This is a genomic window from Pseudomonas sp. HP_14 (assembly GCF_055283875.1).
This window is the reverse complement of the sequence record NZ_JBTOQI010000041.1, coordinates 17,195-35,173: the sequence shown is the minus strand read 5'-3', so window position 1 is coordinate 35,173 and position 17,979 is coordinate 17,195. Positions and strand designations below refer to the sequence as shown.

The window sequence follows — 17,979 nt, the reverse complement described above, 5'->3', positions numbered from 1 at the left end:
TGGTGCGCACAGGTATAGGCCTTCTTCCATGGCACACGCAGTGACAGTCGGCGGGCTCCTCGCCCTGTTGTCGTTCGTTGCGCCGGGTGTTGCGCTTGCGCAAAGCCTGAGTCTGCCTCAGGCCATTGACGCAGCCTTCGCGGAAAACCCTGACCTTGCCGCCGCGCGATGGGAAATAGGCATAGCCGAGGGCGATAAGCAGCAGGCTGGTCTGATGCCCAACCCGGAGTTGTCCTGGGAGGTGGAGGACACACGTCGCAACACCAGCACCACCACGGTCATGCTCAGTCAGGCACTGGAACTGGGCGGCAAGCGCGGCGCTCGCGTCGAAGCGGCCAGCCGGTCACAGGATGCTGCGCAGATCGAACTGGAACGGCGTGGCAACGAGCTGCGTGCTGAAGTCGTTCAGGCGTTCTTTACGGCAGTACGTGCGCAAACAGGTCTGGAACTGGCACGACAATCCCAGGCACTTGCTCAACGGGGTCTGGAAGTGGCCGATGGGCGCGTGCGTGCGGGCAAATCCTCGCCCGTTGAGGTAACGCGTGCGCAGGTACAACTGGCCGAAACCGACCTGCTGGTGCGTCGCGCCGAAACCCTGAAAACCAATAGCTATCGCGATCTGGCGCGCACCACCGGCTCGGCTGTTTCGTCGTTTGATCGACTGGAATACGCTGATTTGTCGCCGGGCAAATCACCGTCAGCGGCCAGGATGCTCACGGCGATCAATCAATCTGCCGAGCTGCGTCTGGCCCATGCCCAGATCGAGCAGCGGGATGCGGCTCTGGGGTCGGAGCGGGCTCAGCGTGTACCGGATCTCACCGTCAGTATCGGCAGCCAGTACAGCCGCGAAGACCGTGAACGAGTGAATGTCGTCGGTTTATCGGCACCGCTTCCGCTGTTCAACCGAAATCAGGGCAACGTCCTGGCCGCATCGCGCCGGGCAGATCAGGCCCGCGATTTACGCAACGCGGTAGAACTCAGATTGCGGACACAGACTCAGGCAGCGCTCGATCAATGGGCGACCGCCAGTAAAGAAGTCGAGTCTTTCAATCAGGTGATTTTGCCCTCGGCGAAAAGCGCGGTCGATGCGGCTACCCGTGGTTTCGAGATGGGCAAGTTCGGCTTTCTTGAAGTCCTCGATGCGCAGCGCACGTTGATTGCTGCCCGCAACCAATACCTCGAATCACTGGCCATTGCCACGGACGCCAGAGTGACTGTCGAGCGCATCTACGGCGACATCACTGCATTCACTGCCACTCCTTAATCCTTACTTTTCGCACTTATCGGGCGCATCGCTGTGTACATCAGTACGTGATCGCCGGGAGCATCCATGGATAACAAACGAAGCATAACCATTGCCCTGGCGGTGGTCGCAATCATTGGTCTGGGCAGCCTGACGCTGGGCAATCAGGGGCTTCCCGTTGCAGCTGAGGCGGCCAAGGACGCAAAGCACGACCATGCGCAAGAAGACGGGCATGCTGACGAGAAGGGACACGCCGAGAATGACAGCCATAGCGACGGCAAGGCTGATGAGAAGGGCCACGCTGACGAAGAACACGGCGAGGAAAAACACAGCGACGAAGAGCACGGCGAAAAAGGTCACGGTGCCGAAGCTTCCGGTGACTCTCACGAAGAAGAAGGCAAGCTCGAACTCAGCGCAGAACAGATCAAGTCAGCGGGCATAGAACTGGCCGTCGCGGCACCTCGGTCGATGAGCACTTCTGTGACATTCCCCGGCGAAATTCGCTTTGACGAAGACCGCACCACGCACGTCGTACCCCGGGTAGGTGGAGTCGTGGAAGAGGTCAAGGTCGACCTCGGCCAGTCGGTGAAAAAAGGCCAGGTGCTGGCCGTGATCGCCAGTCAGCAAATCTCCGATCAACGCAGTGAACTGAATGCGGCGCAGCGCCGTCTTGAACTCGCCCGCCTGACCATGCAGCGCGAAAAAAAGCTCTGGGAAGACAAAATTTCTGCTGAGCAGGATTATCTGTTGGCGCGTCAGGCTTATCAGGAAGCAGATATCAGTTACGCCAACGGACGGCAGAAGCTGAGTGCTATCGGCGCCAGTCTGAAATCTTCAGCGGTCAATCGATACGAACTGATTGCTCCGTTTGACTCGGTGGTCGTCGAGAAACATCTGGCGATAGGCGAGGTGGTTAACGACACCACTTCAGCTTTCACACTCTCCGACTTATCGCGGGTCTGGGCGACGTTTGGCGTGGCGCCCAAAGACCTGAACAAAGTCGTTGTGGGCCGAGCGGTCACGGTCGGTGCGCCTGACCTCGATGCTCAGGTCGAAGGCCGCATCAGTTATGTGGGAAACCTGCTGGGCGAACAAACCCGCGCGGCTGCCGTGCGTGTGGTTTTAGCCAACCCTGAAGGTGCCTGGCGTCCTGGCCTGTTTGTCTCGATTGATGTGACCGCCGATAAGGCCAACGCAGCGGTGAGCCTGCCTGAGTCTGCCATTCAGTCCGTTGAAGACCAGACCTCGGTGTTCGTGCGCAACGCTGAAGGCTTTGAACTGCGCCCGGTGAAAGTCGGCAGGCGCGACGGTGGTTATGTGGAAATCACTCAAGGCTTGACGGCGGGCACCCAAGTGGCCGCCGCTGGCAGTTTCATTCTCAAGTCCGAGCTGGGTAAAGGCTCCGCTGAGCACTCCCATTGATCTGCCTCGCAAGAGTACAACGTCATGTTTGAACGGTTGATCCAATTCGCAATCGAGCAACGCATCGTGGTGATGCTTGCCGTGTTGCTCATGGCAGGGCTCGGCATTGCCAGCTACCAGAAACTGCCCATCGATGCTGTGCCCGACATCACCAACGTACAGGTGCAAATCAATACCTCGGCTCCCGGTTTTTCACCGCTGGAGACAGAACAACGCGTGACGTTCTCGATCGAGACGAGCATGGCGGGCCTGCCAGGTTTACAGCAAACCCGCTCTCTGTCGCGCTCGGGACTGTCACAGGTCACTGTGATTTTTGAAGACGGCACTGATCTGTTCTTCGCTCGCCAGTTGGTCGGCGAGCGCCTGCAAATCGCCAAGGATCAGTTGCCTGAGGGCGTCGATGCGGTGATGGGACCGATCTCCACCGGGCTTGGTGAGATTTTCCTCTGGACGGTGGAGGCCAAAGAGGGCGCTCTGAAAGAAGACGGTACGCCTTACACGCCGACCGATTTGCGGGTGATTCAGGACTGGATCATCAAACCGCAGCTGCGCAACGTGCCGGGCGTCGCCGAGATCAACACCATTGGTGGTTTTGCCAAGCAGTATCAGATCGCGCCCGATCCGAAAAAACTGGCAGCGTACAAGCTGACCTTGAATGACCTGGTGGCCGCCCTTGAACGCAACAACGCCAATATCGGCGCGGGCTACATAGAACGCGGCGGCGAGCAGTTACTGATTCGAGCGCCGGGCCAGTTGGGCACGGTGCAGGACATCGCCAACATCGTCATCGCCAATGTTCAGGGCACGCCGATCCGGGTCAGCAGCGTGGCCGATGTGGATATCGGTCAGGAACTGCGCTCCGGCGCTGCGACCGAAAATGGTCGTGAAGTGGTTCTCGGTACCGTGTTCATGCTGATCGGCGAAAACAGCCGCACGGTCTCGCAGGCGGTGGCCGCCAAGCTGGCTGATATCAACCGTTCGCTGCCTGAAGGCGTTGAAGCAATCACGGTGTACGACCGCACCAACCTGGTTGAAAAAGCCATCGCCACGGTGAAGAAAAACCTGATCGAAGGGGCGATTCTGGTCATCGCGATTCTGTTTTTGTTCCTCGGTAATATCCGTGCCGCGCTGATCACCGCGATGGTTATTCCGCTGGCCATGCTGTTCACGTTTACGGGTATGTTTACCAACAAAGTCAGCGCCAACCTGATGAGTCTCGGTGCGCTGGACTTTGGCATCATCGTCGACGGCGCTGTGGTGATCGTCGAAAACGCCATCCGCAGGCTCGCTCACGCACAGCAGAAATACGGACGGATGTTGACCCGCTCGGAGCGCTTTCATGAGGTGTTTGCAGCGGCCAAAGAAGCGCGTCGCCCGCTGATTTTTGGTCAGTTGATCATCATGGTCGTGTACTTGCCGATCTTCGCCTTGACGGGTGTCGAGGGCAAAATGTTCCACCCGATGGCCTTCACCGTGGTGATCGCGCTATTGGGCGCCATGATCCTGTCGGTGACCTTCGTACCAGCGGCCATTGCCATGTTTGTCACCGGCAAGGTCAAGGAAGAGGAGGGTGTGGTGATGCGCACAGCGCGTCTGCGCTACGCCCCTGTTCTGAAATGGGTACTGAGCCACCGGTCGATAGCATTCTCCTTCGCCGTTGTGTTGATTGTCCTGTCCGGCTTTACCGCGAGCCGTATGGGCAGCGAGTTCATCCCGAGCTTGAGTGAGGGCGACTTTGCCTTGCAAGCGCTTCGGGTGCCCGGCACCAGCCTGACTCAATCGGTGGACATGCAGCAGCGCCTTGAGAAAGCCATCGTCGAGAAAATGCCGGAAGTCGAGCGGGTGTTTGCCCGAACGGGCACGGCAGAGATCGCTGCTGATCCTATGCCGCCGAACATCTCCGACAGCTATGTCATGCTCAAGCCGCAGAGTGAATGGCCAGACCCCGGCAAGTCTCGCGAGACACTGATTGCCGAATTACAACAGGCCGCCGCGACAGTGCCGGGCAGTAACTATGAGCTGTCACAGCCAATTCAGTTGCGCTTCAACGAGCTGGTGTCGGGTGTGCGCAGTGACGTCGCCGTAAAGGTGTTCGGCGATGATATGGCGGTGTTGAATCAGACTGCCGCGAAAATCGCTGCGACGTTGCAGAAGGTACCAGGCTCGTCCGAGGTCAAGGTCGAACAAACCACCGGCCTGCCGGTACTGACGATCAATATTGATCGCGACAAGGCCGCGCGTTATGGCCTCAATGTGGGCGATGTTCAGGACGCTATTGCCATCGCGGTAGGCGGGCGGCAGGCGGGCACTCTCTATGAGGGTGATCGGCGCTTTGACATGGTCGTGCGACTGTCGGAAACGTTGCGAACGGACGTGGCCGGGCTGTCCAGTCTGCTCATCCCGGTGCCCGCGACGGCAAGCAGCGTTAATCAGCAGATCAGCTTTATTTCACTGTCTCAGGTAGCAAACCTGGACCTGGTGCTGGGTCCTAACCAGATCAGCCGGGAAAACGGTAAACGTCTGGTCATTGTCAGTGCCAACGTCCGAGGCCGTGACCTCGGTTCTTTTGTCGAGGAAGCGGGAGAGACTATTCAGCGCAACGTTCAGATTCCGGCAGGCTACTGGACCAATTGGGGCGGCCAGTTCGAACAATTGCAATCCGCTGCCAAGCGTCTGCAGATCGTCGTGCCGGTAGCGTTGCTGATGGTGCTGGCATTGTTGTTCATGATGTTCAACAACCTGAAGGACGGCTTGCTGGTTTTCACCGGTATTCCGTTCGCTTTGACCGGCGGCGTCATGGCGCTCTGGCTGAGGGACATTCCGTTGTCCATCTCGGCGGGGGTTGGCTTTATCGCGTTGTCGGGTGTGGCAGTGCTGAACGGTCTGGTGATGATCTCGTTCATCCGCAATCTGCGCGAGGAAGGACGTTCACTGGGGGACGCGATTAACGAAGGTGCTTTGACACGCTTGCGACCGGTGCTGATGACCGCATTGGTGGCGTCTCTGGGTTTCATTCCTATGGCGCTGGCGACCGGTACTGGGGCTGAAGTTCAGCGTCCGCTGGCGACTGTGGTGATTGGCGGAATACTGTCATCGACCGCGCTGACCTTATTGGTTCTGCCTGCGCTGTATCAATGGGCGTACCGTCGGGAAGAAGAACAGACATAGTATTAGTGTTGTAAATGAGTAGCCCGCGACAGGTGACTGTTGCGGGTTTTTTTATGTGTCAAGTGTAGCCCGCGGCCCCTGTAGGAGTGAGCTTGCTCACGATGACATTTCTTCTAGCGATACTTTCTTTACGGACAGATTACTATCGCGAGCAAGCTCACTCCTACAGGCACCGTGTCTGTTGTGTTGATAGAGGGAGTCATGATTATGTGTCTATCAGAAACAAAAAAACGCCCCGAAGGGCGCTAAAGATTCACCTTGACCAAAGGAGCTTGTCAGCTGCTAAAGGTGAATAGAGTGGAACCCAAGTTGATCCTTAACCTTTTTCAGGCTCATTAGTTGGGGTCTGCTTCTCGGCATTTACAAGTCGCGACGCCTCGCTATTTAATTGATCGTTAAATTGCAACTCCTGGGCGATCTTGATTTTTTCGGCCGCTGGACTGGCGCGTTCACTTCCGTCGTGAGCCAGTGCTACGGTAGAGGATAAGGCGATCACTGTGAAGGAGATTGATCTGATGATATTCATAGTCGTTACCGTTTGTGTAAGGGCGGTCACTGAGGGGCGTTGGAGCAATCTGCGTCACGCGCCTCAGTGTTAGCGCCCATTGTAAGTGTCGAAGCTAACAGCGTGGTGAGTGAATAATTACAATGTTGTAATTATTGGTGTTAGTGCGGTGATGTCATTTATTGAAAGATTTCTAAAACGTCATCTGCGTGCAACGTCGTTGTTAGCGGTCTACGGTTAGTTTGTAATCACCCCATAAACCGAGACGAAAAAAATGCAAATCGCTAAATCGTTGTTGCTCAGCCTTGCTCTGCTTGCTCCTATGACATCCTATGCTTCCAGCGGGCACGATCCGATGGCGGCAAAGATTATCAAGGCGCATCAGGAATTTGTTAAAAATTATGCCGCCGAGAAGAAGCAGACGCCGCCAGGTATTATCAAGTATCAATATGGTATGAAACTGGATATTGAAAAAGTCGTCCGTGTGTCTTCAGCTTCTACTGCGTGCGGCGTTAATCCGCAATTGATGACGTACGAGGACTCCGCGGGCACGTTGAATACAGTTAAATATCAAGCGCTGAATGAGTGCAGAAACAAAAACTGATGGAAGAGGTTGATTCAAAATCTGTCACCAGGCGCGGCTGCGTTAATCATGAAATGAAAAGCTTCACGTATTTTCCAGCCGCGCTGCCAACCCTTCGATAAACACCGTTTCGGCCCGGCTCATGCGTTGTTCACGGTTCCACAGCAGGTGAATGTCGACATCCGCAACACCTTCCAGTGGCGGTACTCGCCACAATAATCCCTGCTCCACATCATCTGCCACGACATGCTCAGGCAGGCATCCCAGGCCAATCCCCGCGATCACCAATCGGCGAATTTCTTCGAGGCTCGAAGAGGACGCCACAATTCTGCCGCTGAACCCCTGTTGATCACGAAAAATGGTCAGGGGCGAAAGCATTCCGCCGATTTGATCGCTGGTGAAACTGACGAAGTTTTCTGACTGCAAATCGCTCTGACTCAGGTCGGTGCGACCATACAGAGGATGATTCCGGCCGCAGAAAAATACATAACGTTGGCGCTGAAACAGGCGTTGCTCCAGCCGCGGCTGTGGGCGTCGATTGAGGCTCAAGCCTACGGTGGCGGTCCTCTCCAGCAAGGCACTGACGATGTCAGAGCTGCGCATCACGTCAACTTCGAGGTCTACACGGGGATGTTCTCGGTGGAACTCGGTCAGGAAGTTGTCGAAGTTGCTTGAAACGATGCGGCTGATCATCAGTAGACGGACCTTGCCGATCACTTCATCGCCGGGCATTTGCAGGGTATTGCTCACCTGAGAAACCTGGCCGTAGATCTCACCCGCTAACGCGAAGATTTTCACCCCGGCTTCGGTCAGATCGAAACGCGGGCCACGGCGCGCAATGAGCTGGCAACCGAGTTGTTCTTCCAGCCGCTTGAGGGCCTGGCTCACCGCCGGTTGGGTCAGGTGCATTCTGGCAGCGGCGCGGCTGATGCTCAGTTCCTGGCCAATAACCCGAAAGGTACGCAGCAGGTTCCAGTCAAGCCGGTCGTTGAGCAATGAAGGGATATCGCGGGAGGAGTCTGTCACGAGCGGCCTCAATAATAACTTCGGCTTATAGTTCGAATAACAAATAGAAATTTGACTGATTATGCCTCCCGAGCAAAAAATCCGTCCATAGTCGCCGACAGAGCGCCTCTGAAATACCCCCTTTCTCCTGCCAAAAATACTAACCAATGGAGTTGATTCATGAAGCCTCCTGCTTCTGCGCAGCCACGCCGGGCTGCCGCCGCCGCATTCATCGGTACGATGATCGAGTGGTACGACTTTTATATCTATGCCACCGCTGCCGCTCTGGTATTCGGCCAGCTCTTTTTTCCGTCTGAAGACAAACTATTCAGCACCATGGCGGCCTTCGGGACATTCGCCGTGGGCTTCTTCGCCCGACCGTTGGGCGGCATTGTCTTCGGTCACATTGGCGACCGTATCGGTCGCAAGAAGTCGCTGGTCATCACGCTGGTGATGATGGGCGTCGTGACGGTCTGTATCGGTTTGCTGCCGACGTATGCGCAAATCGGTGCAGCGGCTCCGGTGTTGCTGATCCTGCTGCGTGTGGTGCAAGGCATCGCCGTTGGCGGGGAGTGGGGCGGCGCGGTATTGATGGCGGGCGAACATGCGCCCAAAGGCCGTCGTAACTTCTTCGCTTCGTTTGCGCAACTGGGCAGCCCCGCAGGCCTGATTCTTTCGTTGCTGGCATTCAGTGCCGTGACTCGTCTACCCGAAGAAGACTTGATGAGCTGGGGCTGGCGTCTGCCTTTTCTGGCCAGCGCGGCCTTGCTGATTGTTGGCCTGGCGATTCGGTTGGGTGTTAATGAATCGCCTGAATTCCTCAACGATAAAGAGCAGGCACGGCTGGAGGTCGCCAAGTCCGGACGCAAAGCGCAGGCACCTGTGTTTGAGGTACTGAAAACTTCATGGCGTCCTTTACTGTTGTGCATCGGCGCCAACACGCTGGGTATTGCCGGCGTCTACTTCACCAATACCTTCATGATTGCCTACAGCACGCAGCAGTTGGGCTTGCCGCGTTCGCTGATTCTGGAGTGTCTGTTCGTTGTCGCAATCATCCAGTTCTGCATCCAGCCGGTGGCGGCATGGGTTGCGGAAAAAATCGGTGCGACGCGTTTTCTGTGTGGGGTGACGATTCTGGCAATGGCCTCGCCGTATCCCATGTTCATCCTGGTCAGCAGTGGGCAGGCGCCGTTGATCATTCTCGGCATTGCGCTGGCGGTGGTGTGCATGGCGTCGTTCTACGCGGTGATCGCCGGGTACGTCAGCGGCATGTTCGAAACCCGCGTTCGTTACACCGCGATTTCCCTGGCCTACCAGGTGTGCGGTGCATTGGCCGGTGGTCTGACGCCGTTGATCGGCACATGGCTGGCTCATTCCTACCCCGGCCAATGGTGGCCAATGGCGGTGTTCTACAGCCTTATCGCAGGCACTTCGCTGATCTGTGTATTGGCGCTGGCCAAGCGACACGCTACGGCATTCTCACTGGAAACAGCGCGCGAAGCCTGACCGGCTCGACCTATTGAATGAGGAACATCCCATGCTCAGCTTTTTTCACCCGGAACAACTGCTGCACTTCCCGAAAAGCTATTACTCCCGTGGGCAAATGCGTACGCCTCAGGAGGTCCCGCAGCGGGCTCAGAATCTTTTGCAGGCCGTCGAGGGGCTGGCGTTTGATATCCGCCAGCCTGACGATTTCGGTCTGGATCCTTTGCTGGCGGTGCACAGCGCTGCTTACCTGACCTTCCTCAAAGACGCTCACGCCGACTGGAAGCAGATGCCCGAAGATTGGGGCGACGAGGTGATGTCGAACATTTTCGTCCGTGAGCCTAATGCGTTGCGCGGCATACTCGCCAAGGCTGCGCGTTATCTGGCGGACGGCAGTTGCCCGGTCGGGGAAAGTACCTGGCGTTCGGCTTATTGGTCAGCCCAGAGCGCTGTCGCTGCTGCCAAGGCAGTGCTCGACGGTGAGCCAGCAGCCTATGCGCTGTGCCGCCCACCAGGGCATCACGCCCGGGCTGAAGCCGCAGGTGGTTTTTGCTACGTCAACAGTGCGGCGGTCGCGGCGCAGGTCCTGAGGGACGGTTTTGAGCGGGTCGCGGTGCTGGACACCGACATGCATCACGGTCAGGGCATTCAAGAGATTTTCTACGAGCGCGACGATGTGCTGTATGTGTCCATTCATGGTGATCCAGAGAACTTCTACCCGGGCGTGGCTGGTTTCGAAGACGAGCAGGGCGCGGGCGCTGGAGTCGGCTATAACGTGAACTTCCCCATGCCCCATGGTTCGCCCGAATCGGTGTTCATGGACAAGCTCGAACAGTCACTGGCCGCCGTCACATCCTTTGATGCGCAGGTGCTGGTGCTGTCTTTGGGGTTCGATATCTATGAACTGGACCCGCAAAGCCAGGTGGCTGTGACGCGTGAAGGTTTCGCGAAACTCGGTGAGCGGATTCGCAGCCTGGGCCTGCCATGCGTGATCGTACAGGAAGGCGGTTACCACCTGGAAACGCTGGTCAGCAACGCCCATGCGTTTTTTGACGGGGCGCAGGTCTGGAAGGATGCTGTGCGCAAGGCCTGAGGATCAGGTTGATACGGTTTCTGTAGAAGTCGCCCCAGTGCCCACACCACAGCGCTGTCGCGCGGCAAACACAGCCTCTGTAGGAGTGAGCTTGCTCGCGATTCGGTTTCTCGGTCGAAGGATTTATCGCCAGACTTGATGCCATCGCGAGCAAGGTGGAGCGCCACCCCGGTCACTCCTACAGGGACGCGTTTCAATTCAGATAGTGATCTTATGTTTGATGAGAGCGGCCGGAGGCTGCGAAGCGGTGTGTCAGGGAATTGCTTCGCAGCCTTCGGCAGCTCCTACAGAGTGCGCAGGGCGATGGATACTTCACCGCTTCTGCAACCACCCCAGGAAACTGCCTTTCTTGATGGCCGCCGGTTTCTCTGTCAGCAGTGACTGACTACTGTGCTGGCGCACGGCCTGGAGTTTTTTCAGGGCGTTTTTGATCTGGCCTTCCAGTTCCATGGTTTCCCGGGCTGTGGTCTTGTCAATGCGGTACACCACACACGAGGTCAGGGCGGTAAAGCGGGCTTCGGACGGGGTGTCATTAAGAATGCTCTGTTCACCCATGACTTCACTCGGGCCCATGCGTCCGGCTTCGATAAAGTTATTACCGTCGGACACCTCGGCAGAGGCCACGCCAGTGGCAATCACCAGCAGGCTGTCTGTTACTTCATCTGCCTCGATGATCACCTGACCCGCAGCGTACTCCCTGGCAACCATGCTTTGTGCCAGATGGTTTTTCTCTTCAGTGTTCAGGGCGCGGAACACTTTCACTTCGTCCAGCAACGTACGAGCGCGCGACACCGGTTCGGCGAGCACATCCGATTGCCAGGCAATGCCGGCCGCTTCGAGGTGACGATAGGCAAGATCGAACAACAGATTGCGCACTTCACTTTTCTTGTCCAGGTCCTTGATGAACCCGGTGACGGTGTATTCGATGGTCGTTGGGCTAGCCTCCTTGACCACGGCACGTGCCTTGGGGAAGGGCAGCAACGCGCTGCTGCCTTGCAGCGCACGGTCCAGCGCATCCAGCACGCGACGAGGGCGAATGTGTGGCGAGACCATGATATTGATCGATACGCCAAACATGTCTTTGGGTCGGCTTAGGTTGACGATTTTGGCTTTGGCGGCGACCGAGTTCGGGATCACTGCTGTGCTGCCTGTGCCGGTCAGTAGGTGAGTGGCACGCCAGTCGATATCAACGACCTTGCCTTCAACCCCGTCGATGCTGATCGAATCATCAACCTGATAGGGCTTGGTGGTGTTGAGGATGATCCCAGAGAACACGTCGCTGAGAGTGCTTTGCAGCGCCAGACCGACCACGATTGCCATCGCCCCGGACGTCGCCAGCAGACCTTTGACGGGCAACTGCATCACGTAACCCGCCGCAGCAACAATGGCGATCAGGAAGATCACCGCGCCAATCACTTCCTGCAGCAAACGACCGCTATGGCCAATACGGCGCATCAGCAGAACGCCGATGATTTCGGTCAGCGTCCGGGCCGCAAGAATCCACCAGACGATTTCCAGTGCGGTGGCGGCCAGATGGCGGGCGCTGTCGTCCTCCCACGGAGCGCTGTCCAGAGGGCTCAGGCCTGCGCTGATAATCACCACGCTGTACACCAGAAACAACGCAAGTCGAACCGCAACCCGCTGCAGACGGTATTGATAAGGCACCAGATTCCAGCTGGCCAGATCAAGCAGGACCAGCAGCATGCTGCAGATCAACGGGTAGCTTTGAATAAATGCGGGCATGGTCTGATCCTGTGGAAAGAAAGGACGGCGAGGTAAATGCAGTGAGCGCAGATTAAGCGGGTGCATCAAACTGATAAAGCTGGTAGAAAGCGTCTGACTGTCAACCGGTGAGCGACAATGAACCCGTTCGAAGATATGCGTATTTTTACCCAGGTGATGGAGTCCGGCAGTTTTACGGCGGCTGCGGAGCAACTGGGGCTGTCCAAACAATTCATCAGTCGCCGCCTGATGCAGCTCGAAGAGCGGCTTGGCGTGCGCTTGCTCAACCGTTCGACCCGTCGGCTGGACGTCACCCCGCTGGGGCAGGCGTATTACGAATCGGCATTACGTCTGGTCGCTGATCTTGAGCAGGCGGAGCAGAGCATAGCCGGACAGAACACTCAGCCGCGAGGCACCATTCGCCTGACTGCGCCGCTGTCGTTTGCCATTGAGCATTTGGGGCCGCTACTGCCGGTATTCTTGCAGCGCTACCCCGAGGTGTCGGTGGAAGTGGACCTGAGTGATCGCTCCGTGGACTTGCTGGGGGAAGGCTACGATCTCGCGCTACGCATCGGGGTACTGGAGGACTCAACGCTGATTGCCCGCCACATTGCCACGATCGAGCGGGTGTTCTGTTGCAGTCCTGACTATCTGGAACGAAGGGGTGCGCCTGCCGAACCGGAAGAGCTCAAGGACCACGATTGCCTGCCTTACGGCCACAGCCGCCAGGTGCAGTGGCGCTTCGAACGTAACGGTAAACCGCTGACGGTCAGCCTTTGCGGGCGCATGCGCGCCAATAACGGCGAACTGCTGCGCGATGCTGCGATTGGTGGGCTGGGTATCACTTATCTGCCGTTGTTCATCGTTGGCTCGGCGTTGAAGTCCGGGCATCTGGTCCGCGTTCTCAATGAGTTCCGCACGCCGCCGCTGGCTTTGTCTGCGGTGTACCCGCAGCATCGTCAGGGCGCGCGGCCGGTGCAGGCGCTGATCGAATTCCTCAAGGAAACGCTGGCTCAGTGTCCATCGCTGGTGTCGCCTGACTGAACAAGCACAAGGGTGCAATTCAAGACAAATCATGCCCGTCATCATTCGGGCTACAGGTAGGGGCTGCCGTATGCTTTCTCGCATTTAGCGCAGCTTCTACACAAGGATACTTGTCTTGAGGAACGCCCATGCCCCTGTCCATTTCACCGATGTTGCGCGGCCTTAGTCTGGGTCTGGTGCTGTTTTCCGGTATTGCCAGTGCCGAGGTTCCGCCCCAGCAGAAAACCCAGGTACCGGGCTATCAGCGTCTGGCGGTCGGCGATTACGAAGTCACCGCGCTGTTCGACGGCTACAACGATTTGTCCCCCGATTTGCTCAAGGGCCTGAGTCCCGGCCAGATCCGCGCGTTGCTGGCGCGCCGGGCAATCGAGACGCCGGGCGTGCAAACTGCGTTCAATGCTTTCCTGATCAATACGGGCAAACACCTGATCCTCGTCGACACTGGAGCGGGTGCCTGCATCGGCGAGACTGCCGGTTTTCTTTCGGCAAATATCAAGGCATCGGGGTACAGCCCCGAGCAGGTAGACACTGTTTTGCTGACGCACCTGCATCTTGATCATGTCTGCGGGTTGGTGGATGTCCAGAAGAAGCCGATCTTCGCCAATGCCACGGTGTACGCCGCCAAGCCTGAAGCTGATTACTGGCTGGACCCGACGGCGATAAGCCGGGCACCCGAGAAGGCGCGGGAGTTTTTCAGAATCCCTCAGGAATCCATCGCGCCGTACCTCGTGTCGGGTCGTTTCAAGACCTTCACACCGGGTGATTCGCCAGTGCCTGAAGTTAAAACCGCGCTGGAACCAGGTCACACACCGGGCAGCACCACTTACCTGTTCAGCTCGCAAGGCCAAAGCATCGTGTTCATGGGCGACCTTGTCCATGACCTCGCCGTGCAGTTTGATCACCCGGAAGTCTCGATCAGCTTTGATGTGAATGCCAAGCAGGCGATTGCCAGCCGCGATCAGGTGTTCAGCATGGTGGCCAAGCAGAAAATCTGGGCCGCGGCTGCACACCTGCCGTTCCCGGGTATCGGTCACATCATTGCAGTGGACAAACATTTCGAATGGGTGCCGGTGGAATACGGGCCTTATCAGCGCGCTGCCAAGGTGCCGTTGCTGAAATAAACATCCCGCGTTAGCTGCTGCGTCCGGAACCTGCCCGAGATGTTAAAGCCTCGAGTTGGTTCCGGATTTTTTTTGCTTTGCCAATAGGGTAGGGTGACCCAGTCCATCCGCCATGAGCCGAAGGAGTCATTTTGAGCGCCCCTGCGATTGCCTATTTGCATAGCGAAAAGTTCTCCGCCACGCGGGTGGTGGATGCGCGCCCGGATCCCGAGAAAATCATCGACATTCCCTGTCTTGATGCTTTCTCGATCATCGTCCAGCTTGAGGATTTTGCCGAGCATCGGCTATGGCGAGGCCGGCGTCTGAGTTATGCCGGTGGGTACAGTCAGGGCAGCGTGTCTTTGCCGTTCATGGGGGATGAACTGCGCTGCCAGCACCGTGCGTCTTATGACAATCTGCGCTTCAACATTGCGCGGCAGACCTTTGATGATTATCAGCGTGAAAATGGTGGCCGGTTAATCAGTGGCTTTCGCTATGAACAGGGCGGTCAGGACCCGGTGCTGTATCACCTGGCTCAGGCGATGCTGCCTGCGCTGCGCGACCCTGCTGCTGCCAACCAGTTGTTCATCGATCACATACTGTTGGCAATGTGCGCGCACTCCATCACTCGATATGGACGTATTGCCTCGACTGCTGGCAAATTCACCACCACGCTGACGCCGCTTCAGGAGCGTCTGGCCAAGGAGATGATTGCCAGCAACCTGGGCAGCGATCTGTCTGTCGAGCGAATTGCGCGGGAGTGCTCGTTGAGTCGCAGCCACTTTTCCCGAGCCTTCAAACAGGCCACCGGCGTGGCACCGCACACCTGGTTGTTGCAGATGCGCGTAGAGAAGGCCAAAGAGTTGTTGATGGCGAAGCCTGTGCTGTCCCTGGTCAACATTGCTCAGGCGTGTGGTTTCTCGGACCAACCGCACCTGACCCGCGTATTTACTCGCCTGGTGGGAGTCACTCCGAGTGTGTGGCGCAGTCATCAACGTGGTTCGCTGATTGTGTTGGTTTGAAGGGGGATGAGCAGGCAAGTGATGCTCCATGCATGAGGTCGCAGTTACTGCTGGAGCGAGGCTTGCCCGCGAACCAGACGACGCGGCGGGTCTGGAAGGCTGCGTCATCGTGCTTCGCGGGCAAGCCTCGCTCCAACAGGAGAGGGTATTCCCCGGACATCAATCCTTACGGCGGCCAGCCACCACAAACACAACCAGCGCAATCAACGGCAAGCCTGCACCCAGTAGTACAACGCCATGCCAGCCGTTCTGTTCGTACAGGCTGCTCGCCAGGGCAGAGCCGATAGCACCGCCGACGAAGATGCTGGTCATGTACAGGGCGTTCAAACGACCACGGCTCGCCGGGTCAAGGGCGTAGACGGCGCGTTGCCCCAGTACCATGTTCATTTGCACCGCGAAATCGAGTAATACCCCGGTAATCGCCAGGCCAATCACGCTGTAACCCGGCTGGCTCAGCCCAATCAAAAAAGCGACGGGTGCAAGGCTCATGGCGATCAAGGATGCACGTCCGGTGTGACCGGCATCGGCCAGACGCCCGGCTACAGGGGCTGCAATGGCACCAATGGCACCCACGAGTGCAAACAGGGCGATCTGGGTTTGCGAAAGGCCGAACTGCCTCGACAGCTCAATCGGTACGGCTGTCCAGAACAGGCTGAACGCGGCAAACAGCAGACCCTGGTACAGCGCCCGGTGACGCAACACCGAGTGCGTGCGCAGCAAGGTCAGCAACGAACCCAATAGTTGCCCGTAAGAGGCTTTGTGATCCGGGGTACGTTTGGGAATGGTCAGGGCCAGCACGATAATGATCGCCAGCATGACCACCGAAGCGGTCATGAACACTGCGCGCCAGCCGAAATGGTCGGCGATCAGGCTGGACAGCGGTCGCGCCAGCAGGATGCCCAGTAGCAGACCGCCCATGATATTGCCGACCACTTGCCCGCGGGTCTCTTCGGGGGCCAGATGCGCCGCTAGCGGCACCAGCATTTGCACGGATACCGAACTGAAGCCGATCAACAGGGAAATCATCAGAAACCCGTTGGCGTGTTCGCTGAAGGCTGCGGCCAAGAGGCTGGCAGTCGCCACGACTGCGGTGCCGATCATCAGCTTTCGGTTTTCCAGCAGGTCAGCCAGAGGTACCAGAAAAAGCAGGCCAAGGGCGTAGCCGATCTGGGTCAGCGATACGATGAGGCTGGCGCTGTGTGCTGACAGACCCACGTCGGGGGCAATCAGCTCGACGATGGGCTGGGCATAGTAAATGTTCGCCACAATGGCGCCGCAGCAAAAAGCGAAGAGCAGCACGAGGCCGCGAGTCAGGGTGTGCTGAGGCGTTTGAACGGATGAAGCAGCTGAGGGATTCATACGGGTTGGCTCATGTTCTGTCTGGATGGGGTCAGTCCGTAGCGACAGGCTAACGGCTTGGTATGGCTGCAACTCTAAGCGAGCCGTGGGCTGAGCAGAATCGCTGGCTTGCGCAACACAGCGTTGCGCAAAAAGCACCGCGGTATGTTCATTGCGTCGTACCCAAGACTTCTGTGAGGAAGTTGATGAAGCTATTTACCCGCCGGGAACCACGATGGTTGGGTAAATACAGCGCATTGATGGCTGAGTGGGCACGGTCCGGGTTGATTTCATAGTCGCTGAGTACGCGGGTCAGCGTGCCTTGTTCTACGTCGGCGCTCACCAGCCAGTCGGCCAGTAAAGCCACCCCTGCACCCGCCAGAGCTGCCTTGCGCAGCACATCGGCATTACTGCTTTTCAGGCGACCCTTGACCTCGACCTGCCGGGCTTCGCCGTCGCGCAAGAAGCTCCAGACTTGTCGGTGGGCGGCGTAACTGAAGCGCAGGCAGTCATGCTCAAGCAGGTCGTCAGGTTTGCCGGGGTGGCCGTTTACAGCCAGATATTCCGGGCTCGCGACGACCCAGCGGCTGAACTCGCCGATCTTGCGGCACACCAGCTCATCAGTGGGGGCGGCTGCGCCCAGACGAATCGCCACGTCATAACGCCCACTCAGCAGGTCGTCCAGGTCATCGCTGAGGTTGAAGTCCAGTTCCAGATGCGGATGGCGGGCCAGAAAACGCCCCAGATGCGGAGCTATAAGACGTCGTCCGAACTCGACCGGCACGCAGACTCGTAATTGCCCCACCGGCTCGTCGCCGCGATCCATGATCTGTGCGTCGGCATCGGCTACATCCTCAAGGATCTTGCGGGCTTTCTGATAATAAAGGGCGCCAGCTTCGGTCAGGGTGACCTGGCGCGTCGAGCGATTGAGCAGCACGGCCCCGAGCTCTGTCTCCAGTGCATCGACCATACGGGTGACCGAAGAGGTCGCGAGGTCGAGCTTGCGTGCCGCAGCGGAAAAGCCCTTGGCGTCTACGGCCTCGACGAACATTTTCAATGCTGACAACTTGTCCATCGACGCTCCAGCGGAAATCGGCAGTCAGGTAATAGTAAGGACATTATCGCGATCTTGATAAGGGCACAGACATACAAGTTCTCAGGTCTGCTCAGTTGTTACATTTTATAGCGGATGGCTACTATGATAGTGCTTCATGTGCAAGTTCAACCCATACACTTGTATGATTGTGCT

The 17,979-nt window shown here is 57.6% G+C and carries 14 protein-coding genes; 9 read left to right on the top strand and 5 right to left on the bottom strand.

Annotated elements, in window-relative coordinates; translation table 11 throughout:
* The first annotated feature begins 40 nt into the window (after positions 1–40).
* From ACYASS_RS19325 to ACYASS_RS19315, 3 genes are all read left to right on the top strand, one after another.
* Positions 41–1,264 (top strand): TolC family protein, encoded by a 1,224-nt coding sequence (locus ACYASS_RS19325; protein WP_463587492.1) that lies wholly within the window; start codon positions 41–43, stop codon positions 1,262–1,264.
* 66 nt (positions 1,265–1,330) lie between these two features.
* Positions 1,331–2,665 carry an efflux RND transporter periplasmic adaptor subunit gene (locus ACYASS_RS19320; RefSeq protein ID WP_463587299.1) on the top strand — a complete coding sequence of 445 codons (1,335 nt, stop codon included), beginning with the start codon at positions 1,331–1,333 and terminating at the stop codon, positions 2,663–2,665.
* A 24-nt stretch (positions 2,666–2,689) separates the two neighbouring features.
* The gene (locus ACYASS_RS19315) at positions 2,690–5,833 is read left to right on the top strand and encodes a CusA/CzcA family heavy metal efflux RND transporter (protein ID WP_463587298.1); all 3,144 of its coding nucleotides are present in this window, start codon (positions 2,690–2,692) and stop codon (positions 5,831–5,833) included.
* Between the two features lie 316 nt (positions 5,834–6,149).
* Here ACYASS_RS19315 and ACYASS_RS19310 read toward each other — a convergent pair whose 3' ends face one another.
* Complete coding sequence (locus tag ACYASS_RS19310; RefSeq protein WP_463587297.1) at positions 6,150–6,359, bottom strand: hypothetical protein; 210 nt, start codon at positions 6,357–6,359, stop codon at positions 6,150–6,152.
* A gap of 253 nt (positions 6,360–6,612) precedes the next feature.
* Between ACYASS_RS19310 and ACYASS_RS19305 the strand changes: the two genes are divergently transcribed.
* Positions 6,613–6,942, top strand: a complete 330-nt coding sequence (locus tag ACYASS_RS19305) for a DUF2790 domain-containing protein (protein ID WP_463587296.1) — start codon at positions 6,613–6,615, stop codon at positions 6,940–6,942.
* A gap of 63 nt (positions 6,943–7,005) precedes the next feature.
* Here ACYASS_RS19305 and ACYASS_RS19300 read toward each other — a convergent pair whose 3' ends face one another.
* Positions 7,006–7,947 carry a LysR family transcriptional regulator gene (locus ACYASS_RS19300; protein ID WP_243247380.1) on the bottom strand — a complete coding sequence of 314 codons (942 nt, stop codon included), beginning with the start codon at positions 7,945–7,947 and terminating at the stop codon, positions 7,006–7,008.
* A gap of 159 nt (positions 7,948–8,106) precedes the next feature.
* On the opposite strand from ACYASS_RS19300, the gene ACYASS_RS19295 reads away from it, so the two are divergent.
* Both ACYASS_RS19295 and ACYASS_RS19290 read left to right on the top strand, forming a co-directional pair.
* On the top strand, positions 8,107–9,432 hold the full coding sequence (locus tag ACYASS_RS19295) for an MFS transporter (RefSeq protein WP_463587295.1): 1,326 nt from the start codon (positions 8,107–8,109) through the stop codon (positions 9,430–9,432).
* Positions 9,433–9,463: 31 nt separating this feature from the next.
* Complete coding sequence (locus ACYASS_RS19290; RefSeq protein ID WP_463587294.1) at positions 9,464–10,504, top strand: histone deacetylase family protein; 1,041 nt, start codon at positions 9,464–9,466, stop codon at positions 10,502–10,504.
* 312 nt (positions 10,505–10,816) lie between these two features.
* Here the strand turns inward: ACYASS_RS19290 and ACYASS_RS19285 are convergent, their stop codons facing one another.
* Positions 10,817–12,247, bottom strand: a complete 1,431-nt coding sequence (locus ACYASS_RS19285) for a mechanosensitive ion channel domain-containing protein (protein WP_463587293.1) — start codon at positions 12,245–12,247, stop codon at positions 10,817–10,819.
* A gap of 117 nt (positions 12,248–12,364) precedes the next feature.
* Here ACYASS_RS19285 and ACYASS_RS19280 point away from each other — a divergent pair, with 117 nt between their 5' ends.
* The 3 genes from ACYASS_RS19280 to ACYASS_RS19270 all read left to right on the top strand — a co-directional run bounded on the left by ACYASS_RS19280 (position 12,365) and on the right by ACYASS_RS19270 (position 15,392).
* Entirely contained in the window at positions 12,365–13,270 is a 906-nt protein-coding gene (locus ACYASS_RS19280) for a LysR family transcriptional regulator (protein WP_463587292.1), read from the top strand.
* A gap of 128 nt (positions 13,271–13,398) precedes the next feature.
* Positions 13,399–14,391 (top strand): MBL fold metallo-hydrolase, encoded by a 993-nt coding sequence (locus ACYASS_RS19275; protein WP_463587291.1) that lies wholly within the window; start codon positions 13,399–13,401, stop codon positions 14,389–14,391.
* A 131-nt stretch (positions 14,392–14,522) separates the two neighbouring features.
* Positions 14,523–15,392 (top strand): AraC family transcriptional regulator, encoded by an 870-nt coding sequence (locus ACYASS_RS19270; RefSeq protein ID WP_463587290.1) that lies wholly within the window; start codon positions 14,523–14,525, stop codon positions 15,390–15,392.
* Positions 15,393–15,551: 159 nt separating this feature from the next.
* Here ACYASS_RS19270 and ACYASS_RS19265 read toward each other — a convergent pair whose 3' ends face one another.
* Entirely contained in the window at positions 15,552–16,751 is a 1,200-nt protein-coding gene (locus ACYASS_RS19265; protein WP_463587289.1) for an MFS transporter, read from the bottom strand.
* A 148-nt stretch (positions 16,752–16,899) separates the two neighbouring features.
* Entirely contained in the window at positions 16,900–17,805 is a 906-nt protein-coding gene (locus tag ACYASS_RS19260; RefSeq protein ID WP_463587288.1) for a LysR family transcriptional regulator, read from the bottom strand.
* Between the last annotated feature and the right edge of the window lie 174 nt (positions 17,806–17,979).

What these genes read in the sequence shown, in the direction of transcription:
- ACYASS_RS19320 (WP_463587299.1), top strand. Translation starts at nt 1,331, where the DNA reads ATGGATAACAAACGAAGCATAACCATTGCCCTGGCGGTGGTCGCAATC.
- ACYASS_RS19315 (WP_463587298.1), top strand. Translation starts at nt 2,690, where the DNA reads ATGTTTGAACGGTTGATCCAATTCGCAATCGAGCAACGCATCGTGGTG.
- ACYASS_RS19310 (WP_463587297.1), bottom strand. Translation starts at nt 6,359, where the DNA reads ATGAATATCATCAGATCAATCTCCTTCACAGTGATCGCCTTATCCTCT.
- ACYASS_RS19305 (WP_463587296.1), top strand. Translation starts at nt 6,613, where the DNA reads ATGCAAATCGCTAAATCGTTGTTGCTCAGCCTTGCTCTGCTTGCTCCT.
- ACYASS_RS19295 (WP_463587295.1), top strand. Translation starts at nt 8,107, where the DNA reads ATGAAGCCTCCTGCTTCTGCGCAGCCACGCCGGGCTGCCGCCGCCGCA.
- ACYASS_RS19290 (WP_463587294.1), top strand. Translation starts at nt 9,464, where the DNA reads ATGCTCAGCTTTTTTCACCCGGAACAACTGCTGCACTTCCCGAAAAGC.
- ACYASS_RS19285 (WP_463587293.1), bottom strand. Translation starts at nt 12,247, where the DNA reads ATGCCCGCATTTATTCAAAGCTACCCGTTGATCTGCAGCATGCTGCTG.
- ACYASS_RS19280 (WP_463587292.1), top strand. Translation starts at nt 12,365, where the DNA reads ATGAACCCGTTCGAAGATATGCGTATTTTTACCCAGGTGATGGAGTCC.
- ACYASS_RS19275 (WP_463587291.1), top strand. Translation starts at nt 13,399, where the DNA reads ATGCCCCTGTCCATTTCACCGATGTTGCGCGGCCTTAGTCTGGGTCTG.
- ACYASS_RS19265 (WP_463587289.1), bottom strand. Translation starts at nt 16,751, where the DNA reads ATGAATCCCTCAGCTGCTTCATCCGTTCAAACGCCTCAGCACACCCTG.
- ACYASS_RS19260 (WP_463587288.1), bottom strand. Translation starts at nt 17,805, where the DNA reads ATGGACAAGTTGTCAGCATTGAAAATGTTCGTCGAGGCCGTAGACGCC.